Raw genomic sequence first — 18,667 nt, forward strand, 5'->3', positions numbered from 1 at the left:
GGGAAAAAAGCCTACGCTTCCCTGCTGAATTTTTTTAATTGCCAGTGTTCCGTGAAAAGGGAAGGATATGTCAAGGCGCTGAGTATGATACATGTAAGAAGAGCGGAGGCCATCGTTGTAAAAACGATCAGCAGCTGAAAGCGCACCGCCTGTATCGGATCAGCCCCCGCTAAAATCTGCCCCGTCATCATGCCGGGAAGCTGAACGAGACCCAATGTTTTCTGGCTTTCAAGCGTCGGGATCATACTGAGCTTCATACTGGACGTCAATATCTGCCGGACGGCCTGCTTAGGCGTTCCTCCGAGAGAGAGAATCAGCTGGATTTCTTCTTTCCGCAGGTCTGCTTCCGAACTGAGCCTGCATAAAAACAGGCTTGAGAGCACCATGGCGTTTCCGATGACCATGCCGCTTATCGGAATGACATATCTTGAAGTGAACGGAATGATGTGAAGGGTCAGTAAAAGTCCCTGCGTCACGGTTTCCGCGATCGCCAGTGTCAGAAAAACGCGCCAAAATGAGCCGATCCGCATTTTTTTCCGTTTGGAGACATTGTGCGAAGCGGCCGTGAGCATGAGAAGCACCATTAATATGATAAATATCGGGTGATCACCGCGAAAAATCAATGACAGCACATAGCCGATGATGAGAAGCTGAATGACGGCCCTGACGGTTGCGACGATCATATCCTTTTCGACGCCGGCTTTAAAAGATTTAGACAGGAATAAAGCGATAATGACAAATATACTTGTCAATAACAGAGAAAGATCATTCATATCAGCACCCGCTCCCTTGTAAAAGCGCCCGGGCCTTTTCGTGTTTCGGTTCCTTAAAGAACGTTTTCGTTTCCGCGGTCTCTAAAAGCCGACCCTCAGCCATAAACCATACCGTATCGGATAACCGTTCCGCTTGTTCAAGGTTATGGGTGATCCACAGGACCGTCAGCTGTTTTTGCCGATGGAGTTTCGTAATCAGTTTCTCAATGATGAGAACGGATGACGGGTCCAGCGCCGAGGTGATTTCATCCAGCAGCAGGATGGACGGCAGTCCGGCGAGGGTTCGCGCTAATGAGAGCTTCTGCCGCTGGCCTCCGGATAATTCTTTTGCATTCCGATCCAGAAGCACGCGCGGAAGGTCTGTAAAATCTGCGAGCTCTTCAGGCGTATAGTGCTGTGCCCCGTGGAGTTTTTCTGCGAGCAGAAGGTTGTCCCGCACCGTTCCCTCGAGGACGGGAGCTGATTGAAATGCAAGGCCCGCGGTTTTTCTGAGCTCTCTGATGTCCCAGTGTCTTATTTCTTTTCCGAATACAAGCACTTCCCCTTCATCAGGTGTATTCATCAGATTGCACAGTGACAGCAATGTGCTTTTTCCCGCGCCGGAAGGGCCTATCAACGCCGTGATAGAACCTTTTTGAATATGTCCGGTTACACGGCTTAGGACATCAAAGGACGTATTGTTTTGTTCAAAGCGTTTGCCGGCTGACAGAAAAGATATTGCCGGAATTTCTTCTTTCATACAGGAGGACACCTTTCGTAAAAAAATCAGGAACCGGTGAGATTGGCTGACGTTTGCTCAGCCGTTTTCTGGTCTGTCTGCCGGGAAGCGAATGTATGCATGACCATTCCCGCAATAATAATGAACAGTCCGGCAAATGAAAGAAGTGACGGAAACGCCGCGGATAAAAAGACGATTTCGCCGATCAGTGCAAAAAGAACCTCTCCGGACTGCGTCGCTTCAACAGCAGCGAGCTTCTGCGGCTCATTCCTCACCATATCGGTGGCGCGGAAAAATAATACTGTTGCGATAACGCCAGAGCTGAGTGCGACGATAAAGGATTGGAATGACTGTCCCATTGACGGAAGCCCGTCTCTATGCCAGCCGAAAGCGGCGATCAAAAGCCAAAACGGAAGGCTTGCGAGCGTCATCCCGAGCACCCGCTGAAACGTATCGAGTTTTCCGCCGTATTGTTCCAGCATTTTGCGGTTGCCGAGCGGATAGGCAAAAGCGGCGATGACGACCGGCACCACGCTGAATAGTATCGTGCGGCCGGACAGAGAACCCGCATGCTGAAGCTGAATCAGACCGGCTCCGATCAGGATGATGACGGAAGTAACCAGCGAAATCAGCGGGATCTTTTGTCTGGCGGAAACCGGGCCCGCCGGTGAATGTTTTGTTTCGTAGAAAAACGGCGACAGAAGCACACCCGCGACAATTGTAATCTGCCACGTGCCGGCGATCAGCCAGCCCGGCCCATATGCCGCCGCAAACGTAATCGGGGCATAAAAAAGCACGAACCCGGTAAAACTCCACTTCAGCCAAAAAAACGGTTTTTTCCGGATTTCATGCCAGAGCGGCGCCCATTTTCCTTTCGCATAAACGATCAAAAATAAAAACGGAACCATAAAAAGAAAACGCAGGGAAGAGCTCCACATCCAGCTTCCGCCGGAAAGCTCCATCGCCCTGTTTAAAATAAATGTGACTGCAAAAAACAGAGATGCCAATATTCCGATCACGATGGCTTTCATTAAATCCCTCATTTTGACACATATTTTTTTATACTATACTATTCACCGGCAGGCTTCGCAATGGAATATGAGAAAATAGCGTTTTAACAAATGATGAATGGGAAACAGACATATACGGAGGTGAAAACAATGCAGAAAGAGGATATTCAAGTGCTTTATTTTGAAGATGACGGCCGCATTCCGAATAACCCGAATCTTCCGCTTGTTATTTATAAAGCGGTATTTAATGAAGAAACGGTGCAGAAAGCAGAGTCCGTCCTCAGCCGGCACGATTGGTCGAACAGCTGGACGGGCGGAGTATTTCCGTATCACCATTTTCACAGCACCACGCACGAAGTTCTTGTCGCGGTAAAAGGAAACGCGGTTTTGAGGTTCGGCGGGGAACAAGGAGCGGATGCCGTTCTTCAAACGGGGGACGCAGCGGTCATTCCGGCCGGCACCGGACATAAAAAACTGTCGGGCAGTTTTGATTTTACCGTGATCGGGGCTTATCCGGGCGGCCGGCAGTACGATACAAAAACGGAGAAAAATGATAGAACTTCAGAAGAAATCAGCCGTGTCCCCCTCCCGGAATGCGACCCCTTTACGGGAAAAACGGGCCCGCTATTAAAATTGTGGGAAAAATGACAGGGGAAAAGCGGATGGTCTGTAAAAAAATAGCCTAAAAGAAACGTTATTACACCCCCGCCATATAAATAATTTCATAAACGAAACAATTCACGTTCAAATTTTGTTCAAAAAGTGTTATTATATAAGAGTAAATCAAATTGGGGTTTTTTATGTTTGCTATTTTCAGAGAGGAAAAAGAAATTTTGACTTATTCAATTGTTTTTGTTGATATAAAAATAATACTGGATATGGCAAAGTGAAAAACTGGGTAGTAAACATTTATTTTTGTAAATGATTGTGCATGAATTCACAATCTTGCTTTTTCATGCTTTTCTGCATGAAGGGGGAAAGGCTACCCTTTCCAAAAAAATCAGCATACTGCTTATAGTAAAGGAGAATCGGATATGCCAGAAACAATCGATCAAACAAATGCATCTGTCAGCCAAGGCCAACGCGATCTTATTGATCAGCTGCTAAAACCTGAAGTTCAAGAATCACTGACTGTTTTAGTGGATCAGCTTCCAAAACTGACTGAGTTAGTAAATATTTTAACGAAGTCTTATGATTTTGCACAGTCTGTAGCGACAGACGAAGTATTGAAGAGCGATACAGTGGGTGCGCTTACAGAAATTCTTGAGCCGGTGAAAGAAACAGCGAAAGAAGTGGCGGCTACTGCGATCGAAGCAAAAGACCGCGCGGATGCAAGCAATGAAACGATCGGACTTTTCGGCCTGCTGCGCATGCTGAAAGATCCTCAAGCTCAAAAGCTGTTCCGTTTTGCTAACAGCTATCTTGAAATCATGAACGAAAAACAAAAATAATCTCAGATTCAAATTGATATAAAGGACGGAGGATATACGATGTCAAAACATATTGTCATTTTAGGCGCTGGTTACGGCGGAGTTCTTTCTGCTTTAACCGTTCGCAAACATTACAGTAAAGATGAAGCACGCGTAACCGTTGTGAACAAATACCCGACTCACCAAATCATTACGGAACTGCACCGCCTTGCAGCGGGCAACGTGTCTGAACAGGCTGTTGCTATGCCGCTTGAAAAACTTCTGAAAGGAAAAGACGTCGACATTAAAATCGCAGAAGTCAATTCTTTCTCAGTTGATAAGAAAGAAGTTGCCCTTTCTGACGGTTCTAAGCTGACTTATGACGCGCTTGTTGTCGGACTTGGTTCTGTTACGGCTTATTTCGGCATTCCTGGACTCGAAGAAAACAGCATGGTGCTGAAATCTGCGGCTGATGCCAACAAAGTATACAAACACGTGGAAGACCGTGTGCGTGAATACGCTAAAACGAAAAACGAAGCTGATGCAACAATCCTTATCGGCGGCGGCGGCTTAACAGGCGTTGAGCTTGTCGGTGAGCTTGCTGACATCATGCCGAACCTTACGAAAAAATACGGCGTAGATCCGAAAGCAATCAAACTGAAATTAGTAGAAGCAGGTCCGAAAATTCTTCCTGTTCTTCCTGATGACCTTATCGAACGCGCGACAAAAAGTCTTGAAAAACGCGGCGTTGAGTTCTTAACAGGTCTTCCTGTTACAAATGTTGAAGGAAACGTTATTGATCTGAAAGACGGTTCAAAAGTCGTTGCCAACACATTTGTATGGACAGGCGGCGTACAAGGCAACCCGTTAGTCGGCGAATCCGGCCTTGAAGTGAACCGCGGCCGTGCGACGGTTAACGATTTCTTACAATCTACTTCTCATGAAGATGTATTCGTTGTCGGAGACAGCGCTGTATACTTTGCGCCGGACGGCCGTCCGTACCCGCCGACAGCGCAAATCGCTTGGCAGATGGGTGAACTTGTCGGTTACAACCTGTTCGCTTACTTAGAAGGAAAAACGCTTGAAACATTCAAGCCTGTAAACTCTGGTACGCTTGCAAGCCTCGGACGTAAAGACGCGGTTGCCATCATCGGAGCGAACTCTACTCCGCTGAAAGGTCTTCCGGCATCTTTAATGAAAGAAGCAAGTAACGTACGTTATTTAACACATATCAAAGGATTATTCAGCCTCGCTTACTAATCCTTAAGATCACACAGAAGACATTGCCGGACTTTCTCGGCAGTGTCTTTTTTTGTATGAAAATGTTAACGGATGAAATTTTCTGAAAAATAAAATAAAAATGATTGATATGTGAGAAAGAGGAAGCTAAAATAAAAAAGAACCATTTTGTTAACGTTAACATTTTTTAAGAGGGAGGATGAAAGTGTGAAAGCTTTTATGGGTGATGATTTTTTACTGGATAGTACAACGGCCGTAAAGCTGTACCGGGAATACGCCGAAAACATGCCGATCATTGATTATCACTGTCACTTAAGCCCAAAGGAAATCTATGAAAATAAAACCTTCGCAACGATTACGGAGGCATGGCTTTACGGTGACCACTACAAGTGGCGGATCATGAGGGGCAACGGCATTGAAGAGCGCTGCATTACCGGAAACGCTTCAGATGAAGAGAAGTTTTTCGCCTGGGCAAAAACGGTGCCGATGGCGATAGGCAATCCGCTGTACAGCTGGACGCATTTAGAGCTGCAGCGCTGGTTCGGCATTTATGACGTATTGAATGAAAAAACGGCCGCGGCAATTTGGAAAAAAACGAATGAGCTCCTGCAGGGAGACGGGTTTGGCGCAAAGGATCTCATTCTGAAATCAAATGTCAAAGTCATTTGCACAACAGACGATCCTGCCGATGCGCTGACATACCACGAACTGTTGAAAGAAAGTGATTTTCCGGTTCAAGTGCTGCCCGGATTTCGGCCTGACAAAGGACTGGACATCAGCAGCCCGGGTTTTGCCGATTGGGTCCGTTCGCTGGAGAGCGCTTCCGGAATGGCTGTCACCACCTACCAATCGTATTTAGATGCGTTAGAATCCCGCGTCCGCTTTTTTCACAATGCCGGGGGAAGAGTGTCGGATCATGCGTTAGATCAAATGGTTTATGCCGAGACGACCGAAGAGGAAGCGGCCCGGATTTTTGCAGCCGGATTAAGCGGAGAGCATGTGTCTTTTGAAGATGAAAAGAAATTCAGAACACGGACGCTGCAATATCTTTGCGGTCTTTACGCCGAACTGGACTGGGCGATGCAGTTCCATATAAACGCGTTAAGAAATACCAATACAAATAAGTTCAGCAGCCTCGGTCCTGATACGGGATATGACTCAATTAATGATGAACGTATCGCAAAACCGCTTGCCCGGCTGTTAGATTCCGCCGAAAAAAAGCGGCAATTGCCTAAAACGATTTTGTATTCTTTGAATCCGAATGACAACTATATTATCGCCAGCATGATCAACAGCTTTCAGGATGGAAAAACACCGGGGAAAATTCAATTCGGCACAGCCTGGTGGTTCAATGACACGAAAGATGGAATGCTCCAGCAAATGAAAGCGTTATCAAACATGGGCCTGTTCAGCCGTTTTATCGGGATGCTGACGGATTCAAGAAGTTTCCTGTCCTATCCCCGCCATGAATACTTCAGGCGGCTTGTCTGCATGCTGATCGGCGGCTGGGCGGAACAAGGCGAAGCGCCTTACGATATGGAGCTTTTAGGAAAAATTGTCGAGGGTATTTGTTACCGGAATGCTGAGGAATATTTCCGCTTTTAAAAAATGGAATGAAAGAGGTGGCCTATGAGTAATGTGCCTGTCGTGACAGCACCTGCCGCAAAAGTGAAGGAGCATAAGCTGAGTCTGAAAGAAAAAGTATCCTATGGTTTTGGAGATTTTGGGAACGGATTTATGTTTGATCTCGGGCAGATCTATTTGCTGAAGTTTTTCACAGATGTCGCAGGCATTCCGGCAGCGTTCGCCGGCAGTATTTTTTTGGTCAGCAAGCTGTTTGCGGCTGTGACTGATCCGATTGTCGGCTCGGCCATTGACTACAGAAAAAAGATCGGCCCCCGGGGGAAATTCAGGCCGTACTTATTATTCGGAAGTATTATTCTTGCGGTCATGACCGTATTGATTTTTGTGTCACCGGACGTGAGCGTCACCTGGAAGCTTGTGTACGCCTATGCTTCTTACATGCTGTGGGGGGTCGCTTATTCTTTCGTCAATATTCCGTACGGCTCCCTCGGCGCGGCCATTACACAGGATGCGGAGGACAGAACGGCGCTTTCCGCATTCCGCCAGATCGGCTCCCTCGGCGCGCTGCTCATTACAAGTGTCATCGTCATCCCGATTCTTGTTCATTTTGATAACGTTCACATCGGCTACCCGGCAGTCATGGGAATGATGGCCGTAATCGGAATCGCGGGATTTATGATCTGCTACCGAAACTGCAAAGAAAGAATTATCGTCCGTGAAGCGCCGAAAGAAAAGCTTTCCGTCATGTCGGTTTTCAAATGCTTTATCGGCAACAAACCGCTTCTGACCGTCGTTTTCATGACGATTTTCTCAATATCGGCATACAACATTAAATCCGCAATGCTTGTTTACTTCGCCCAGTACAATCTCAACAATGCGGAGCTGATGTCCTACATGAGTTTTATCATCATCGGTTCTTCATTTTTAGGTGTTTTGTTTATGCCGAAACTCGTCAAACGTTTCGGAAAAAAGCAAACGGTGATGATCGGTTTCGCCGTCAGCGCCGCGGCTGATGCGCTGAATTTCTGTCTCCCGTCAAACGTATTTATCTTTACGGCGTTAGCGAGCATTGCTTTTATCGGGATCAGCATACCAAACGGCATTACGTGGGCGCTCGTGTCGGACATTATTGATTACGGAGAATGGAAGACGGGTGAACGGAAGGAGGCGACGACATATTCGCTTTTCAACTTCTCCAGAAAACTCGCCCAATCTTTATCAGGTTTTCTTTCAGGCATCGGGCTGAGCGTTATTGGCTATATCCCGAATGCATCTCAGACAAAAGGCACGCTGATCGGGATTAAAGCGCTTCTGCTGCTGTACCCGGCTTTCGCTTTAGCGTGCGCCATGCTGATTATCGGTTTGATGTATAAGCTGACGGACCGGCAGCATGCCGAGCTCGTTCAGGACTTACATCATGCAAAACCTTAACTTTAGTGATTTTATGGACTGCCCGTTAATGGTACAATAGAAATAAATGACAGTATACAGAAAGAAAGGAAAACCGAATGGTAACCATAAAAGATATCGCAAAACTCGCCAACGTATCCCACACAACCGTATCCCGGGCACTTAACGGCAGCCCCTACATTAAAGAGCGTACAAAACAGAAAATATTAGAGCTCGCTTCACAGCTGAATTACACACCGAATGTAAATGCAAAAAGTCTTGCTATGCAAAAGTCCCATACGATCGGACTGTTTTTTACAAGCATCACAAACGGAACCTCACACAGCTTTTTTTCCGACACCATCAAAGGTGTAAACCGCACAATCAGTGAGGAATACAATTTGTTCGTGCGCGCGATTGATGATCTGAAAAGCTTTGAAACCATTACGACTATGAGGTATGACGGAATCATCTTAATGAGCCAAAGCGACAGCGATAATTCCTTTATTTATCATATCCGCGAGAAAAACATCCCGCTCGTTGTGCTAAACCGGGACATTGACGACCGGAGCATCACCAATATTTTATCAAACGATAAAGAAGGTTCCAGACAAGCGGTCGACTGCCTGATTGCAAACGGACACAGAGATATCGCGATTATTGAGGGGAAGGAAGGATTCAGGTCAACAGCACAGCGGAAAGAAGGCTATTTGACGGCTTTAATTGATCATTCTATTCCGATTAAGCATGAATACAGTGTAAAAGGCCGCTATGATATGGAAAGCGGCAGTCAGGCGATGGAAGAACTATTAGCGCTTCAATCACCGCCCACGGCTGTTTTCTGTTCAAATGATGATATGGCGATTGGGGCGATGAATGCCATTTTCGCCAAAGGCCTGAACGTTCCGGAAGACATATCCGTTATCGGGTTTGATGACATCGGGATTTCCCAATATATGACGCCGAGGCTTTCAACAGTAAAACGCCCGGTTGAAAAAATCAGCATACTCGGCGCAGAGAAGATTTTGGCGCTTATCGCCGACCCGAATACGGCGGCGGAAAAAATGTATGAAAACACCGAGGTGATGATAAGAGATTCAATCAAAAAACTCACATAACGGCTCGTCTGAATAACCGGGTTTTCGCGAGAAAAAATGTTAACGTGTGCAAAAAGCAGAAGGAGGCGGACAGCTTGCGGCAGCTGAATAAAAAAATGTGCGGCGAATACATTCAATATCCTGAAAAAGTCCTTCAGTTCGGCGAAGGCAACTTTTTGCGGGCCTTCGCAGACTGGCAGATCGATCAATTGAATCAATTAACGGATTTTAACGGAAGCGTGGTCGCAGTACAGCCGAGAGGCTCTGAGAAAATCAAACGTTTAAACGAACAGGACGGTTTATTTACGCTTTTTTTGCAGGGGATAAAGGATGGAAAACCGGCTGAAGAACACACGATCGTCAAATCCATCAGCCGCGGCATTGATCTTTTTTCTGACTATGATTCCTTTAAACGGCTGGCAGCACAAGAGGAGCTTCGTTTTATCATTTCCAATACGACGGAAGCGGGAATTACGTTTGAGAAAGGCGACCGGCTTGAGGATAGACCTCAAAAAACATTCCCCGGGAAATTAGCGGCGTTCCTTTATTTCCGCTATAAGGCATTTGCGGGTGACGCCGAGAAAGGGTGCATTATGCTTCCATGTGAACTGGTCGAAGAAAACGGACGGAAACTGAAGGCGGCCGTGCTTCAATATGCCGGGCTGTGGGAGCTGGAACCTGGTTTTACTCAATGGATTCATGACGCGAACATCTTCTGCAATACCCTCGTGGATCGGATTGTTCCCGGATTTCCTGTTGATACCGCGGAAGAACTTACCGATTTTCTCGGATACGAAGACCGTCTGCTTGTGGTTGGTGAGCATTATTATTTGTGGGTGATAGAAGGGCCGGAACAGCTTCAGAATGAGCTTCCTTTTGCTGAGGCCGGGCTGAACGCACTGATCACGTCTGACCTTACGTCTTACAGGACAAAAAAGGTGAGAATCTTAAACGGCGCTCACACGGCATTGGCGCCAGTGGCTTTACTATACGGACTGCAAACCGTCCGGGAAGCGGCTGAGCACGAGGTGACGGGCAGATTCATTGAAGAGCTGATCAATGAAGAAATCCTCCCTGTGCTGCAAATGGAGGGTGTCATCCAATACGCGGCAGATGTGTTACAGCGGTTTAAAAACCCTTATATCCACCATTATCTGCAAAGCATTACCCTTAACGCCGCCGCGAAATTCAAAACAAGAAACCTGCCGACGCTGAAGGCTTATATCGAACAGGAGGGCCGGCTACCTGAGAAGCTGGTATTTTCGTTCAGCGCCATGATCTATTCATACTGGAACGGACCGAACAAACCGGCAGACGGCGAGGAGGTTCTTAACCGTTTTCAAATGGCGCGGTCCCGTTGCAAAGATGATATGTTTCAAGCGGCATCTGCCATATTAGGAGAAGAGCGATTGTGGGGGGAGAATCTGAATCATCTTCCGGGGCTTACTGAACGAACGGCTTTTTTTCTGTCTGTCATTCATAAGCGGGGTATGAAGCATGCGTTACATGAATGCTGCGGAAAAAAGGGGGAAGTGAAATGAAAGAGGTCATAAAAATCCATAAAAACGATAACGTGCTTCTCGCCATGCGCCATTTTAACAAAGGGGAGCGGCTGCATACAGACGGACTGACGATTGAAGTGAAGGACCCTGTAAAGCGGGGGCATAAAATCGCGCTGCAAACCATTGAAGAAAACGGCAGCATCATTAAATACGGTTTTTCAATCGGGCGTGCGACAAGGCGGATTTCGGCCGGCGAGCATATTCATACCCATAATCTGCAAACAAATTTATCCGATGTGCAAGAATACACGTATTCACCGCGCTTCGAGGACAATCCTTTTACAAATGAGAACCGGACATTTAAAGGCTACAGAAGAGAAAATGGTACATCCGGCGTCCGGAATGAACTGTGGATCGTGCCTACAGTCGGCTGCGTAAACGGCGTCGCTGAGAAAATCCTGCAGCGCTTCGTAAAAGAGGCGAAAGACATTGCGCCCTTTGACAATGTGCTGGTTTTAAAGCACCAATACGGCTGCTCCCAGCTTGGCGATGATCATGAGAATACGAAACAAATGCTGATGAACGCCATCCGTCATCCAAATGCTGGCGGTGTACTGGTTTTAGGGCTCGGCTGTGAAAATAATGAGCTTGCGGCGATTAAGGAAACGCTTTCTGAAGTGAATGGAGATCGGGTGAAATTTCTCGAATCACAAGCTGTCACAGATGAAATTGAAGCGGGTACTGCGCTTCTTAAAGAGATACACCTTGCGGCAAAGGGAGATAAACGTGAGGAGATTCCGCTGTCAGAATTGAGCATCGGATTGAAATGCGGCGGGTCGGACGGTTTTTCCGGCATCACCGCAAACCCTTTATTAGGGAGATTTTCAGATTACTTGATTGCACAGGGAGGGAGCACGGTCTTAACGGAGGTGCCTGAGATGTTCGGCGCTGAGACGATTCTCATGCAGCGTGCGGCGAGTGAAGAAGTGTTTCATAAAACAGTCCGATTGATCAATGATTTCAAGCAATATTTTATGAAGCATGAGCAGCCGATTTATGAAAACCCGTCACCAGGGAATAAGGAAGGCGGCATTTCAACGCTCGAAGACAAGTCGCTCGGCTGCACCCAAAAAGCCGGTCTTGCACCGGTTTCTGATGTGCTGACATACGGTGAAACACTGAAAACAAAGGGATTGACACTGCTCAGTGCGCCCGGCAATGATTTAATCGCTTCTTCAGCGCTCGCCGCGGCGGGCTGTCACATCGTTTTGTTTACAACCGGAAGAGGCACGCCGTTCGGCACATTTGTCCCGACTGTGAAAGTATCAACAAATACCGATTTATTTCAATCAAAGCCTCATTGGATTGATTACAACGCGGGCAGATTGGCGGAAGACCAAACAACAGAAGATCACATTGTAAGAGATTTTATTCAATACATTATTAAAGTTGCAAGCGGAGAATTCGTCAATAACGAAAAAAACGATTTTCGGGAGCTTGCAATCTTTAAGTCCGGTGTGACGTTATAAGGGAAAAGGCGATCTGACAACAGACCGCCTTTTTTATATTAGTTTTATTCCGCTGATTAAAATAATCGCCGCCATCACAAACTGCAGGGGGCGCGGTGAGAATTTCGGCGAAAAGAAGCTGCCGAGAAGCACACCCGGCACAGAGCCGATCAACAGATTCAATACAAGCAGGTAATCGACGCTTCCAAAGCTTGCGTTTAACAAACCGGCAGCAGTTACGAGCAGAAAGGCATGTGCGATATCCGTTCCCACCACTTCTGCCGTTTTCATTCTGAACAGGTATAACATGGCGATCGCAAATAATGAGCCGGATCCAATAGATGTCAGGCCGACGATGAAACCGAAAATGACGCCGATCAGTATCATGAGTGTCCGCTTTTCTTCAAGCGTTTTTTGCTGCCAGCGGTTCGGCCGCAGTCTTTTATCGAAAAAAAGGCGGGCGATAATGGAAATGGCGACAAGGGTCAGTACGTAGCCGAGCGCCTGTTTGATAATCTGCTCCTGATGCTGGTGAAAAGCGGGAAACACGTGAAGAACACCGATGGCGGCTGTTGCGCTGGGAATGCTTCCGAGCGCCAAGTAACCGACAAGTTTAAATTGAACGGTGCGCTGCTTCCAATGAGAAACGACACCGAACAGTTTGGTGATGGAGTTATATAAAAGGTCAGTGCCGACGGCGATTGAGGGGTTGATCCCCAAAACGATCAGTAAAGGAGTCAAAAGCGCTGCTCCTCCCACACCCGTCAATCCAACAAGCGTTCCGACAAAGAAACCCATAAACACAATGCTTACTGTCATCTGTGTGCCTCCTGAATAATCCTACTATTTTTATCAGATTATATATGATTAAGAGGCGGTAATCAATTAAATTTTCGGAAAATTTTATACAGAACAAAAAATCCGCCAGCCTGCTGTTATGTCGCAGACCGGCGGATGGCCGGATTATGATTTTTGCTGATAAAACGGAAGTTCCGTGTGGCCCATTTCTCTGACATACACGAAAAGATTGCCTTTATGATGAATTTCATGCTCCATGGCAAGCTGAAGGAGAGCCGCGCCGGTCACTTTTCTGCCGAAAGAGGCGGTCAGGTCAATTTCGCGGTTCAGCTGCTCTTCTGTCAGCTGTGACAGGATGTCTGTCGTTTTTTCAGTACACGTTTCAGCCAGTTTGACGAGGTCTGTTTCTGCTTCTTCTTTCGGTTTGTTCTGGATGGCTGATGCGTTTCCGTCGTTAATGACGTTTGCAAACATAAGAAAAGAATAAACCATGTGTTTTACAAGTTCCTGAGCGGACATTGATGTCTCTGCCGGCTTGTAATCGTAATGTTCGCGGCTGATTTTTTCCGCCAGCTCAATCGTCACGTTTCGATGTGACAGAAAGTGGCTGACCAATTGATTTTGTGCTGTCATGTGAAAACCCCCATTTAATACAGAATAAAAAGCTGCAAGGATATGCTATATCAACGGCACGGAAGAAACAAGCAATAAGCTTGTGACGGAGATAAATCGTTGCGGATATCCGAAATTCGACAATTGCGGTCTTTTTGCGTTCTTCTTTTTCTAGCAAATATGATAAAATATGACATATCTCGGTCATTCCAAAAGGGGGGATTTATTGAGGATGAAGCAGACTATTCCGTCCTCTTTTGTCGGGCTCAAAATTAATGAATGGTATACCCATATCCGGCAGTTTCACGTCCTTGAGGCGGAGCGCGTCAAACGTGAAGTAGAGAGAGAGATCGAGGATATGGAAGAAGATCAGGATCTGCTGCTGTATTATTCATTAATGGAATTCAGACACCGTGTCATGCTGGATTACATCAAGCCCTTAAAAGAGGACCCTTCTCAGCCTGAGTTTTCAGAATTATTGGAAGACATTGAAGGCAACCAGTATAAACTGACAGGACTGCTTGATTACTACTTTAATTTTTTTCGAGGAATGTACGAATTTAAACAGAAAATGTTCCTAAACGCCATGATGTATTACAAACGGGCTGAAAAAAACCTTGCACTCGTTTCTGATGACATCGAGAAAGCTGAGTTTGCTTTTAAAATGGCCGAGATATTTTACAACCTGAAACAAACCTACGTCTCCATGAGTTATGCCGTTCAAGCCCTTGAAACGTACCAATCGTATGAGACGTACAACGTCCGCAGAATCCAATGTGAATTCGTTATTGCAGGGAATTATGATGACATGCAGTATCCAGAAAGAGCATTGCCCCACTTAGAACTTGCTTTAGATCTTGCAAAACAAGAAGGCAATCCCCGTCTTATCAGTTCAGCCTTATATAATCTCGGAAACTGTTACGAAAAAATGGGAGACCTCTCTAAAGCAGCCGAATATTTTGAGACATCCGTTTCCATTTGCAGGTCAGAAAAGTTCGATAATCTTCCGCATTCTATTTACTCATTAACACAGGTTCTTTATAAACAGAACACTACAGCCGAAGCAGAGAAGCAATACCGCCTCGGGCTCAGTATCGCCCGCGAATACAATGATGAATTGTTTGTGAATCTGTTCCAATTTTTACATGCGTTATACGGCAAGGAAATGGATAACGCATCCGTCAGGCACACGTTTGATTTTCTGGAAGAACACATGCTGTATCCGTATGTGGAAGAATTGGCGCATGACGCTGCCAAATTTTACATGAAACACGGACAGCCTGAAAAAGCGCTCACGTTTTATGAAAAAATGGTGCACGCCCAAAAACAAATCCAGAGAGGAGATTGTCTATATGAAATCTAAACTGTTGTCAGGATTGCTGCTTGTTGCTGTCGGGTTCAGCTTTACACAGGTGATCGGCCATGAAAGCCATTTGGAAAACCAAGCGGACGGCACATTCCATATTGCCGCGCGCAACCAAACATAACATAAAGACCCTTCTGTGGAAGGGTCTTATTTTTTGCGTGCGTATCCATTCCATTTTTATCCGAATGCAGGGTCTATATGCTCAAGTTATCTGTCCTACGAATGCCACCTATTGATGAAAAAGGCATAAGGAGAGATGAAGAGTGGGGATTGAAGTGAAAAAACGGCTCGTATCGGCTGATAAATATGCGTTAAAATGTCCGAATCCGATGACGCCGGAGTATATTACCATTCATAACACGGCAAACGACGCATCCGCCGCTAATGAAATCAGCTATATGACGGGAAACAGCGAATCAACGAGCTATCATTTTGCGGTTGATGACAAAGAAGTGATCCAGGGAATTCCGTTGGACCGGAATGCCTGGCATTCGGGAGACGGCACGAACGGTACCGGAAACCGAAAGTCGATTGCTATAGAAATCTGTTACAGCAAGTCAGGCGGCGAACGGTACAGAGCCGCAGAAGAACTGGCGATTGCGTTCGCGGCGCAGCTTTTGAAAGAACGGGGCTGGGGGATTGACAGAATCAGAAAGCATCAGGACTGGAACGGAAAGTACTGCCCGCACCGCATTTTGTCTGAAGGCCGCTGGGATGAAGTGAAGGCGAAGATTGAAAAAAAATTAAGCGGGAGTATGCCGGCGAAAAAAGCCTCTATTGCTTCTTCCGCGTCTGATTACCATGTGAAAAAAGGCGACACCTTATCGGAAATCGCCGCATCGCACGGTGTCAGCGTAAAATCGCTGCAAAGCATCAACCATATCACCGATCCGAATCACATTACAGTCGGACAAGTGATCAAGCTCGCTCAGACGGGTTCTTCTTCAAAAAGTCAGGCTGTGTCTTCCTATCCGCTTCCATCCGGTGTGATCAAAGTGACGAAACCGCTGACGAAAGGGACAAACGTAAAACAAGTGCAAAACGCTTTATCCGCTCTTTATTTTTATCCCGATAAAGGAGCAAAAAATCATGGGGCGGACGGCGTTTACGGTCCGAAAACGGCAAATGCCGTAAAACGTTTTCAATCCGTCAGCGGATTAACGGCAGACGGAATTTACGGCCCGAAAACGAAGGCGAAAATTGAAGAAAAACTGTAATCAATAAAACGGAAGCCCCCCGGGCTTCCGTTTCTTCTTACATACAAACTGCTGCAAGGGCCTTTTGAATATCATAAATGCTTTCATCTTTTTTAAACTGCTTTGAGACAGCGGGAAGCTCCGCGCCTGAAATCCAAATTTTCAGCTCTGAATCAAGGTCAAAGCGGCCGGCAGTTTCTACGCTGAATCTGGAAATGCTCTTGTACGGAATGGATTGAATCTCCGTTTTCTTCCCTGTGAGTCCCTGTTTATCAACAAGAATAAGACGCTTATCCGTAAAGACAATGATATCTCGGACAAGCTTAAATGCGGCGTTGACATTCTCACCTTCCAGCAGAATACGAGCCAGTTCTGCTTTTGCTTCAGCCGTCGATATTGTCGACGCATTGCCCAGCAATCCATTGATGAACCCCATGATATATCCCCCCCTGATACGTATTCTATCAAATCATACTATAAAAAGGTTTCCATTCCCAGGTGAGTAGAGTAAACTGGTGCTGACTGGAAAAGGAGAGCATGTTACACATGAAAGATAGATATGATAATTTCGCAGCCCTATCTGCTGCTGAATCGGAATACAGAATTATTTATGAAGAAAAGGAGGGAAGTAAATGTATCGTCCTCGCTCCCCACGGCGGCAGGATTGAGCCGGGTGTCAGTGAGCTGGTGCGGGCATTTTCTGACCAAAGCTCAATTTATTTATTTGAAGGAACGAAGCGGTGCGATAACCGTTCTCTCCATTTGACAAGCACACGCTTTGACGAACCCCTGGCTTTAGAAAAAGTGACCGCCCATCATTACGGATTGGCTTTTCATGGGTATCATGATCTGAAAAAGGCAAATACACTCGTCGGGGGCGCGGATCTGGAAAAAGCAAGACTGATTTGTGATCTGCTGCGTGAAGCGGGGTTTGATGCCGAGCTGACAGAGAAGAATGATCGGCTGGCAGGTGTAAATCCCCGCAACATTGTCAATCGGACAAAAAGGAAAATGGGGCTGCAATTGGAAGTGAGCACGGCGCAGAGACACGCGCTGTTCAGCAATTTTGGCTGCCGGGGAGAAAAATATACGCCAACCGATCTGTTTTTTCGGTATGTAGAAGCCGTGAAGGCCGGTTTTTATGATAAATGAACAGGGGGCCCGTTCTTATATTTACTGGAGCTGCTATGCGGCGCAAGAAGTGCGTGGCGGGCAGCACGGTGAGAATGATGACATTCTGCCGGCTGCGTTCCAAGCCGGCAGAGTATCGCTAATTTTCAATAAAATACGGCGTTTTTTCTTCAGCGGCATGCAAGTGTGTCTGTCCGCTTTCATAATACACATTCGGCCGCTTGTCGGATAACAGACAAGCGAGCCGCTTCTGAAATTGAATACCTGCTTTACGCCGTTCAAACAGCTCCAGCCTTTTTTCCGCAAATGATGCCGTCACCCGGAAAGCGGCTGCGATTAAAATGACGGCGTGGCTCCTTCGCTGGGGAAGCTCCATGTTTAACAGCATAAAGGTCGGCACACAGAAGTGGTACATAAAATGGTTGGCCTGAAATTCCTGCAGTTCTCTGAACAGCTTGTTCATATGAAAATGGTTGCCGGTATGCTTCAGCACATGGCACAGTTCGTGCGCAAAATCCTGCCATTGCTCTTCGGGTGACTTTTTTTGATTCAGGACGATGCTGTACATGCCGTCCCGCTTCAGCATCATACTGTGCGTATCTTCAAAATGAATCCAAATGTCAAGCTCCTTGGCAATCATCTGCATATCAATATGGAGAGGGGCGGTCATTCCCATGCGGCAATATAAGTTTTTGACGTATTCCTCAAGATGTGTTAAAAAATCGCCCAATTGAATACACCCTTTCGAACATATGTTCTTTTTTAAGCGAGAAAGAAAAGCCCTGATCGGACTTTGAATCAATTCCCTTTTCTTTTAAAAATAAACATTCAGCTTTTATATCGGCTGAACGTTAAGCAGTTTAAAGGAAAAGAGCGGATTATTTATGTTTCGGCCTGCGGTTTTTCTCTTTTTCTTTTAAATAATTAATGAATTCAATGGCCTGCTGTTTGCTCTCCGGGGAAAAGTCCTGCATGTCCCGATATGCGATCTGCAGGTCGGGATCGGCAAACATGTCTTCATCTGAAGGTTCTTTTCCGGTTAACAAATAATCAGTCGACACTTTGAAATAATCCGCAAGCTTTTGCAGCGTGTCGTAATCGGGTTCAGATCGGCCGTTTTCATAATGAGAATATCTGGCGCGCGAGACACCGATATGATTTGCGACTTCTTCCTGTGTTTTCTTTCCTCTGAGACTCTTTAATCTTCCGCCTATCATCCGAATGACCTCTCTTTTTTCAACACCCTAAGTTACTTATGATTATAGATACAAAATGTATCAAAATAAAGAGATGATAAAAAAAGTATCAAAAAGGTCTTGATGATACGAAATGTAT

20 protein-coding genes are annotated in these 18,667 nt (G+C 46.2%); 12 read left to right on the forward strand and 8 right to left on the reverse strand.

Translation table 11 applies throughout. The features are described 5' to 3' along the window. Positions 1-11: 11 nt before the first annotated feature. Genes V7728_RS16360 through V7728_RS16370 form a run of 3 tightly spaced genes read right to left on the reverse strand, consistent with a single transcriptional unit; the run spans position 12 to position 2,522 of the window. Positions 12-773, reverse strand: a complete 762-nt coding sequence (locus V7728_RS16360) for an ABC transporter permease (protein WP_076423939.1) — start codon at positions 771-773, stop codon at positions 12-14. Between the two features lies 1 nt (position 774). After that, positions 775-1,512, reverse strand: a complete 738-nt coding sequence (locus tag V7728_RS16365) for an ABC transporter ATP-binding protein (protein ID WP_025284590.1) — start codon at positions 1,510-1,512, stop codon at positions 775-777. Between the two features lie 26 nt (positions 1,513-1,538). Next, positions 1,539-2,522 carry a DMT family transporter gene (locus V7728_RS16370; protein ID WP_032871245.1) on the reverse strand — a complete coding sequence of 328 codons (984 nt, stop codon included), beginning with the start codon at positions 2,520-2,522 and terminating at the stop codon, positions 1,539-1,541. Between the two features lie 129 nt (positions 2,523-2,651). Here V7728_RS16370 and V7728_RS16375 point away from each other — a divergent pair, with 129 nt between their 5' ends. From V7728_RS16375 to V7728_RS16410, 8 genes are all read left to right on the forward strand, one after another. Next, the gene (locus tag V7728_RS16375) at positions 2,652-3,149 is read left to right on the forward strand and encodes a cupin domain-containing protein (RefSeq protein WP_025284592.1); all 498 of its coding nucleotides are present in this window, start codon (positions 2,652-2,654) and stop codon (positions 3,147-3,149) included. Between the two features lie 386 nt (positions 3,150-3,535). Then, positions 3,536-3,952, forward strand: coding sequence for a DUF1641 domain-containing protein (locus V7728_RS16380; RefSeq protein ID WP_003154908.1), 417 nt, complete (start codon positions 3,536-3,538; stop codon positions 3,950-3,952). A 39-nt stretch (positions 3,953-3,991) separates the two neighbouring features. After that, positions 3,992-5,170 carry an NAD(P)/FAD-dependent oxidoreductase gene (locus V7728_RS16385; protein WP_012117352.1) on the forward strand — a complete coding sequence of 393 codons (1,179 nt, stop codon included), beginning with the start codon at positions 3,992-3,994 and terminating at the stop codon, positions 5,168-5,170. A gap of 186 nt (positions 5,171-5,356) precedes the next feature. Further along, positions 5,357-6,754 (forward strand): glucuronate isomerase, encoded by a 1,398-nt coding sequence (gene uxaC / locus V7728_RS16390; RefSeq protein ID WP_099566655.1) that lies wholly within the window; start codon positions 5,357-5,359, stop codon positions 6,752-6,754. A 24-nt stretch (positions 6,755-6,778) separates the two neighbouring features. Beyond that, complete coding sequence (locus V7728_RS16395) at positions 6,779-8,164, forward strand: MFS transporter (protein WP_099566656.1); 1,386 nt, start codon at positions 6,779-6,781, stop codon at positions 8,162-8,164. Between the two features lie 77 nt (positions 8,165-8,241). After that, positions 8,242-9,240 carry a LacI family DNA-binding transcriptional regulator gene (locus V7728_RS16400; RefSeq protein WP_099566657.1) on the forward strand — a complete coding sequence of 333 codons (999 nt, stop codon included), beginning with the start codon at positions 8,242-8,244 and terminating at the stop codon, positions 9,238-9,240. Between the two features lie 74 nt (positions 9,241-9,314). Further along, positions 9,315-10,760 (forward strand): tagaturonate reductase, encoded by a 1,446-nt coding sequence (locus tag V7728_RS16405; RefSeq protein ID WP_099566658.1) that lies wholly within the window; start codon positions 9,315-9,317, stop codon positions 10,758-10,760. After that, the gene (locus tag V7728_RS16410; protein WP_099566659.1) at positions 10,757-12,250 is read left to right on the forward strand and encodes a UxaA family hydrolase; all 1,494 of its coding nucleotides are present in this window, start codon (positions 10,757-10,759) and stop codon (positions 12,248-12,250) included. Before V7728_RS16405 ends, V7728_RS16410 begins: the two co-directional genes overlap by 4 nt. A gap of 33 nt (positions 12,251-12,283) precedes the next feature. Here V7728_RS16410 and V7728_RS16415 read toward each other — a convergent pair whose 3' ends face one another. Continuing rightward, positions 12,284-13,048: a sulfite exporter TauE/SafE family protein gene (locus V7728_RS16415; protein WP_085341915.1), complete on the reverse strand. Its 765-nt coding sequence runs from the start codon at positions 13,046-13,048 to the stop codon at positions 12,284-12,286. A gap of 144 nt (positions 13,049-13,192) precedes the next feature. After that, positions 13,193-13,660, reverse strand: coding sequence for a DinB family protein (locus V7728_RS16420; protein WP_025284602.1), 468 nt, complete (start codon positions 13,658-13,660; stop codon positions 13,193-13,195). Positions 13,661-13,865: 205 nt separating this feature from the next. Between V7728_RS16420 and V7728_RS16425 the strand changes: the two genes are divergently transcribed. The 3 genes from V7728_RS16425 (at position 13,866) to V7728_RS16435 (ending at position 16,222) form a co-directional block, all read left to right on the forward strand. After that, complete coding sequence (locus V7728_RS16425) at positions 13,866-15,002, forward strand: Rap family tetratricopeptide repeat protein (RefSeq protein ID WP_087920760.1); 1,137 nt, start codon at positions 13,866-13,868, stop codon at positions 15,000-15,002. Next, positions 14,992-15,126 (forward strand): PhrA family phosphatase inhibitor, encoded by a 135-nt coding sequence (locus tag V7728_RS16430; protein WP_003154881.1) that lies wholly within the window; start codon positions 14,992-14,994, stop codon positions 15,124-15,126. Before V7728_RS16425 ends, V7728_RS16430 begins: the two co-directional genes overlap by 11 nt. Positions 15,127-15,268: 142 nt before the next feature. After that, positions 15,269-16,222, forward strand: a complete 954-nt coding sequence (locus V7728_RS16435; RefSeq protein ID WP_099566660.1) for an N-acetylmuramoyl-L-alanine amidase — start codon at positions 15,269-15,271, stop codon at positions 16,220-16,222. A 37-nt stretch (positions 16,223-16,259) separates the two neighbouring features. Here the strand turns inward: V7728_RS16435 and V7728_RS16440 are convergent, their stop codons facing one another. Beyond that, entirely contained in the window at positions 16,260-16,637 is a 378-nt protein-coding gene (locus V7728_RS16440; protein WP_007610770.1) for a PH domain-containing protein, read from the reverse strand. A 110-nt stretch (positions 16,638-16,747) separates the two neighbouring features. On the opposite strand from V7728_RS16440, the gene V7728_RS16445 reads away from it, so the two are divergent. After that, the gene (locus V7728_RS16445) at positions 16,748-17,353 is read left to right on the forward strand and encodes a poly-gamma-glutamate hydrolase family protein (protein WP_047935636.1); all 606 of its coding nucleotides are present in this window, start codon (positions 16,748-16,750) and stop codon (positions 17,351-17,353) included. Between the two features lie 118 nt (positions 17,354-17,471). Here the strand turns inward: V7728_RS16445 and V7728_RS16450 are convergent, their stop codons facing one another. Together V7728_RS16450 and xre are read right to left on the reverse strand one after the other, a co-directional pair. Next, a complete protein-coding gene (locus tag V7728_RS16450) occupies positions 17,472-18,062 on the reverse strand; it encodes an ImmA/IrrE family metallo-endopeptidase (RefSeq protein ID WP_007610775.1) in 591 nt (196 codons plus the stop codon). Positions 18,063-18,210: 148 nt separating this feature from the next. Next, positions 18,211-18,549 carry an HTH-type transcriptional regulator Xre gene (gene xre, locus V7728_RS16455; protein WP_003154871.1) on the reverse strand — a complete coding sequence of 113 codons (339 nt, stop codon included), beginning with the start codon at positions 18,547-18,549 and terminating at the stop codon, positions 18,211-18,213. Positions 18,550-18,667 lie beyond the last annotated feature (118 nt).

The sequence above is a fragment of the Bacillus sp. JHAA genome, from assembly GCF_036961585.1.
Lineage (GTDB): Bacteria > Bacillota > Bacilli > Bacillales > Bacillaceae > Bacillus > Bacillus velezensis.